Here is a 5,670-nt window from a genome sequence, read left to right on the forward strand (position 1 = left end):
GGCCGCCGTGCTCAACGCCAGAATGCCGACGCCTTCCAACAACGAAGCGGCAACGAGAACCCCGTCGAGAAAAACGCCCAGACCGAACCTCGAGTCATGATGGCCCGGCACCAAAAGTGCAGCTGCCACGGCAAACAACGGCAACACCAGATAGCCGAGCTCGGCGGCCGACGATGTCGAGATCGGTGCTGCGCCGCCTCCTGCGACGTAGCACCACACGGCGCTACCGACGGTCCAGCCACCCAATCCGACAGCCATGGCCCTCCACGCGCGGCGTTGCCCACCACGGGCGGCCAACGCCGCGGCGAGAGCGCATCCGGTAGCGAACAAACCCATGATCGCCGAACCTGCGGGGCCGAACACATGGATGCTCAGCAGACCCGAACGCGCATTGCCGGCGAACGCCATGCCGGCTAGGAAAACCAAGCCCGCAGTCGCCAGCCCAGCCAACGCGATGCGACGTTGCGTCATGCAGACATCTCTCTCCGTATCAGTGGCGGCCACCAAATTCCGGGACAGCGACGTTCGCTTGTGCAGAATCCTAAAAGATATCCCCTCTGGTGAAGGCAATTTCGTGAAGATACAAACCGCGCCATTCTCGGCGCGCTCACCGGAATGCAACCTGTCCCGAATCTTGGACATTTCATTCAGTGCCGATTTTCACACTCAATCAAAAACTTCGGAAACTTCCATCCATCGGGTTTCCAGCTCGGCAACGTCGCTTTCCAATTCTCGCAATTGATCGGCGAGGCCGGTTATTCCGACGTGGTCGGACGGATCATGCTCGGCCAGTTCGCGATGCTTGGCGTCGATCTGCTCGGCCAGCCGGGCCAGCCTGCGGTCGATCGCGGCGATCTCTTTCTGCGCGGAACGGAGTTCGGAACCGGAGACCTCCAAAGAAGCCGATGGTTTGGTCGCCGCCGCGACGACGCGCCGCGCACTCGCCTGCGTCGTCATCTGCAGGTACTCGTCGATGCCGCCGGGCAGGTGCCGCAGCCTTCCGTCCAGGATCGCGTATTGCTGATCGGTCACCCGCTCCAGCAGGTAGCGGTCGTGTGAGACCACGATCAGCGTGCCCGGCCAGGAGTCGAGCAGATCTTCGGTGGCGGCCAGCATGTCGGTGTCGACGTCGTTGGTCGGCTCGTCGAGCAGCAGCACGTTGGGTTCGGCCAGCAGCGTGAGCATCAGTTGCAACCGGCGGCGCTGCCCGCCCGATAACTCACTTACCCGGGCGGAGAGTTGGCCGCCGGCGAATCCGAGACGTTCCAGCAATTGGGTGGGCGTGACGTCGCGGCCGTCGACTTCGTAGTCGCTGCGCAGCCGACCCAACAGGTCGGCGACCCGCTCGTCGGCCAACGGCATCAACTCGTCTCCGCGCTGGTCGAGCATGCCGAGTCGAACCGTTTTGCCGCGCTTGACTTTTCCGCTGTCCGGCAGGACGGCACCGGTGATCAGTCCCAGCAGTGTCGACTTTCCGGCACCGTTGGCGCCGACTATTCCGGTGCGTTCGCCCGGTCCTATCCGCCACTCGACATCACGCAGCACCGGTCGGCCGTCGAATGACACCGACACCTCAAGAAGATCGACGACGTCTTTCCCGAGTCGCGCGGTCGCCAGCTTCGCCAACTCGACGGGGTTTCGCACCGGTGGGACGTCGGCGATCAGCTGATTTGCCGCCTCGATGCGGAATTTCGGCTTCGACGTCCGGGCCGGCGGACCGCGGCGCAGCCAGGCCAGCTCCTTACGCATCAGGTTCTGCCGCTTGGATTCGACGACGGCAGCCGTCCGGTCCCGTTCGACCCGCTGCAGGACGTAGGCGGCATACCCGCCCTCGAACGGCTCGACGAGCCCGTCGTGCACCTCCCACGTCGCGGTTGCCACCTCGTCGAGGAACCAGCGGTCGTGGGTGACCACGAGCAGGCCGCCGGTCGCGCGCGCCCAGCGTTCGCGCAGATGCCTCGCCAGCCAGGTGATGCCCTCGATGTCGAGATGGTTGGTCGGCTCGTCGAGCGCAACCACGTCCCACTCGCCGACCAGCAGCGCCGCCAACTGGACCCGGCGGCGCTGCCCGCCACTGAGGGTGCCGATCACCGCGTCCCAGCCGATGTCGGAAACCAGGCCGCTGACCACGTCACGAATCCGCGGATCGCCGGCCCACTCGTGGTCGGCCCGGTCGCCGACCAGCGTCCACCCCACCGTGCCGGCCGAATCCAGGGTGTCCGCTTGACTCAGCGCCCCGACCCGCAGCCCGCTGCGCCGGGTGACCCGGCCGGCATCCGGACACACCTGGCCGGTGAGCAGACCCAGCAAACTGGACTTGCCGTCGCCGTTGCGTCCCACGATGCCGATGCGATCGCCGTCACCGACCCCGACCGTCGTCGAGTCGAAAACGACCCCGGTCGGGTATTCCAGGTGAACCGCCTCGGCGCCCAGCAAGTGTGCCACCGGCCCGAGGTTAGCCTGGCGATGCGGGCGCGGTGTTCATGCGTCCGGCTGCCGGACGTGACGCGTTCGCTGTCGACCAGGTTGGCCATCGCGGCTAACGAACGGGGCTGCGTCTGCCAGAATGGCGGAAGCAATCGGCGTTCGCAGCGGCAAACGGGGGAGCGGCGGGATGGATTTGAGGGTTTCAGCGCTCACCCGACCGGTTGAGCGGCTGATCGCGACCGCGCAGAACGGCCTGGAAGTGTTGCGGCTCGGCGGCTTGGAAACCGGCAACTCGCCATCACCGTCGCAGGTGGTGGAGAGCACACCGATGTACAAGCTCCGGCGGTACTACCCGCCGGACAGCCGCCCGGGGCATCCCCAGGCAGGCCCGCCGGTGTTGCTGGTACACCCCATGATGATGTCGGCGAATATGTGGGACGTCGCCCGAGAGGACGGCGCGGTAGGCATCCTGCACGAAGCCGGGCTTGATCCCTGGGTTATCGACTTCGGCTCACCCGACGAGGTCGAAGGCGGAATGCGCCGCACCCTGACCGATCACATCGTGGCGCTGAGCGAGGCGATCGACGTCCTCACCGGCATCGCCGGTCGCGACGTCCATCTCGCCGGCTATTCGCAAGGCGGGATGTTCTGCTATCAGGCGGCTGCCTACCGGCGCTCGAGTTCTATCGCGAGCATTGTGACGTTCGGTTCTCCCGTCGACACGTTGGCGGCCCTGCCGATGGGGCTTCCGCCCAACCTGGCTCCTGGCATCGCCAATTTCATGGCTGACCATGTCTTCAACCGCCTCGACATTCCAGGGTGGTTGGCGCGCACCGGCTTTCAGATGCTCGATCCGCTCAAGACGGCCAAAGCGCGCGTCGACTTCGTGCGCCAACTGCACGATCGTGAAGCGCTGCTACCTCGCGAGGCCCAGCGCAGATTCTTGGAGTCCGAAGGCTGGATCGCTTGGTCCGGGCCGGCGATCTCGGAACTGCTCAAGCAATTCATCGCACACAACCGGATGATGACCGGCGGTTTCGCGATCAACGGCCAGCTGGTGACGCTGACCGACATCACCTGTCCCATCTTGGCGTTCGTCGGAGAGGTCGACGATATTGGTCAGCCGGCCGCGGTGCGCGGTATCCGGCGGGCAGCGCCCAACGCCGAGGTTTACGAATATTTGATCCGGACAGGTCATTTCGGTCTGGTGGTCGGATCCAGAGCAGCGCAGGAGTCTTGGCCGACTGTGGTCGACTGGGCGCTGTGGATTTCCGGAAGCGGCACCAAGCCCACCGACATCTTCCCGATGGCGGACCAGCCGACCGAACCGGACGACCGCGGCGTCGCGCTGAGTTCGCGGATGATGCACGGCTTCGGCGAGGTGTCCGAGGTGGCTCTGACACTGGTTCGCGGAGCGGCCGACGCGGTTTTCGCGGCGAACAAGTCTGTGCGCGCACTGGCCGTCGAGACGGTGCGGACGCTGCCGCGACTGGCCCGACTGGGCCAGATCAACGACCACACCCGAATCTCGCTGGGCCGCATCATCGGCGAACAGGCGCACGACGCCCCGAACGGTGAATTCCTGCTCTTCGACGGACGCGTCCATACCTACGAGGCGGTCAACCGCCGTATCGACAACGTCGTGCGCGGCTTGATCGCGGTCGGGATCCGCCAGGGCGAGCACGTCGGCGTGTTAATGGAGACCCGGCCCAGCGCACTGGTCGCCATCGCCGCGCTGTCGCGGTTGGGTGCCGTCGCCGTTCTGCTGCAACCGGACGTCGACCTGGCGGCCGAGGTCCGGCTCGGGGGAGTGAGCGAGATCATCACTGACCCCACCAATCTCGAGGCCGCACGGCAACTACCCGCACAGCTGTTGGTCCTCGGCGGCGGTGAAGCCCGTGATCTGCACCTGGCCGATGACACCAACGTGATCGACATGGAGAAAATCGACCCCGACGCCGTCGAATTCCCGGCCTGGTATCGGCCCAACCCGGGCTACGCGCGTGACATCGCGTTCATCGGGTTCAGCACCGCCGGCGGGCAACTCGTCGCCAAACAGATCACCAACTACCGCTGGGCGTTGTCGGCTTTCGGCACCGCCTCCGCGGCGGCGCTGAGTCGTAGCGACACGCTGTACTGCCTCACACCACTGCACCACGAGTCGGGCCTGCTCGTCAGCCTCGGTGGTGCGGTCGTCGGCGGCACCCGCATCGCGCTGTCTCGCGGACTCAAGCCCGAACGTTTTGTTTCGGAGCTCAACCAGTACGGCGTCACCGTGGTCTCCTACACATGGGCCATGCTCCGAGACGTCATCGACGACCCGGGTTTCACCCTGCGCGGCAACCATCCGGTCCGGCTGTTCATCGGCTCGGGTATGCCGACCGGTGTGTGGCAGCGGATCGTCGATGTGTTCGCGCCCGCACACATCGTGGAGTTCTTCGCGACCACCGACGGGCATGCTGTGTTGGCTAATGTGGCCGGCGCCAAAATCGGCAGCAAGGGCCGGCCACTGCCGGGAGCGGGGCGAGTCGAGTTGGGCGCCTATGACGCCGAGCACGATCTGATCCTGGAGAACGAAAACGGACTCGTCCGCCTGCCGGATGCAAACGAGGTCGGTGTGCTGCTCGCCGAGCCACGCGGACCGATAGATCCGAGCGCCTCGGTCAAGCGGGGTGTCTTCGGTCCCGCCGACACCTGGATCTCCACCGAGTACCTGTTCCGTCGCGACAACGACGGCGACTTCTGGTTGGTGGGCAGGCGCGGTTCGACGGTGCGCACCAAACGCGGCATCGTTTTCTGCGAGCCGGTCACCGACGCGCTCGGGTTGATCCCGGCGGTCGACCTCGCGGTGACCTACGGGGTGCCGATCGACGGTCATCAGGTCGCGGTGACCGCGGTGACGACGCGACCGGGTGCCACGATCACCGCCGCCGATCTCACCGAGGCGGTCGCCGCGATGCAGTTCGGACTGGGCCCCGACATTGTGCATGTGGTGCCGCAGATGAAGCTCAGCGCGACCTACCGCCCAACCGTGAGCACCCTGCGCGCGGCGGGGATCCCAAAGGCAGGTCGCCACGCATGGGTCTTCGACGCCGAGGCAAAGCAGTTCCGGCGCCTGACCGGTCCGGCACGGGCGGAATTGTCCGGTGCGCAATGAGCTTGGGAGCGAACGTGATTGACGAAGAGCTGATGAGCATCCTGGTGTGTCCCTCCGATCGAGGACCACTTCTGCTGGTCGGCGAC

The 5,670-nt window shown here is 65.8% G+C and carries 2 protein-coding genes and 1 pseudogene; 1 reads left to right on the forward strand and 2 read right to left on the reverse strand.

The annotated features are described in order from the left end of the window. Together AC2VOU_RS04175 and AC2VOU_RS04180 are read right to left on the reverse strand one after the other, a co-directional pair. Positions 1-471, reverse strand: a pseudogene (locus AC2VOU_RS04175) (hypothetical protein); the annotation flags it as partial. A 195-nt stretch (positions 472-666) separates the two neighbouring features. Next, positions 667-2,445: an ABC-F family ATP-binding cassette domain-containing protein gene (locus AC2VOU_RS04180; protein WP_486956214.1), complete on the reverse strand. Its 1,779-nt coding sequence runs from the start codon at positions 2,443-2,445 to the stop codon at positions 667-669. A gap of 169 nt (positions 2,446-2,614) precedes the next feature. On the opposite strand from AC2VOU_RS04180, the gene AC2VOU_RS04185 reads away from it, so the two are divergent. Then, complete coding sequence (locus tag AC2VOU_RS04185; protein WP_486956215.1) at positions 2,615-5,584, forward strand: acyl-CoA synthetase; 2,970 nt, start codon at positions 2,615-2,617, stop codon at positions 5,582-5,584. Positions 5,585-5,670 lie beyond the last annotated feature (86 nt).

The sequence above is a fragment of the Mycobacterium sp. TH-M25 genome (assembly GCF_057473665.1).

What these genes read in the sequence shown, in the direction of transcription:
- AC2VOU_RS04185 (WP_486956215.1), top strand. Translation starts at nt 2,615, where the DNA reads ATGGATTTGAGGGTTTCAGCGCTCACCCGACCGGTTGAGCGGCTGATC.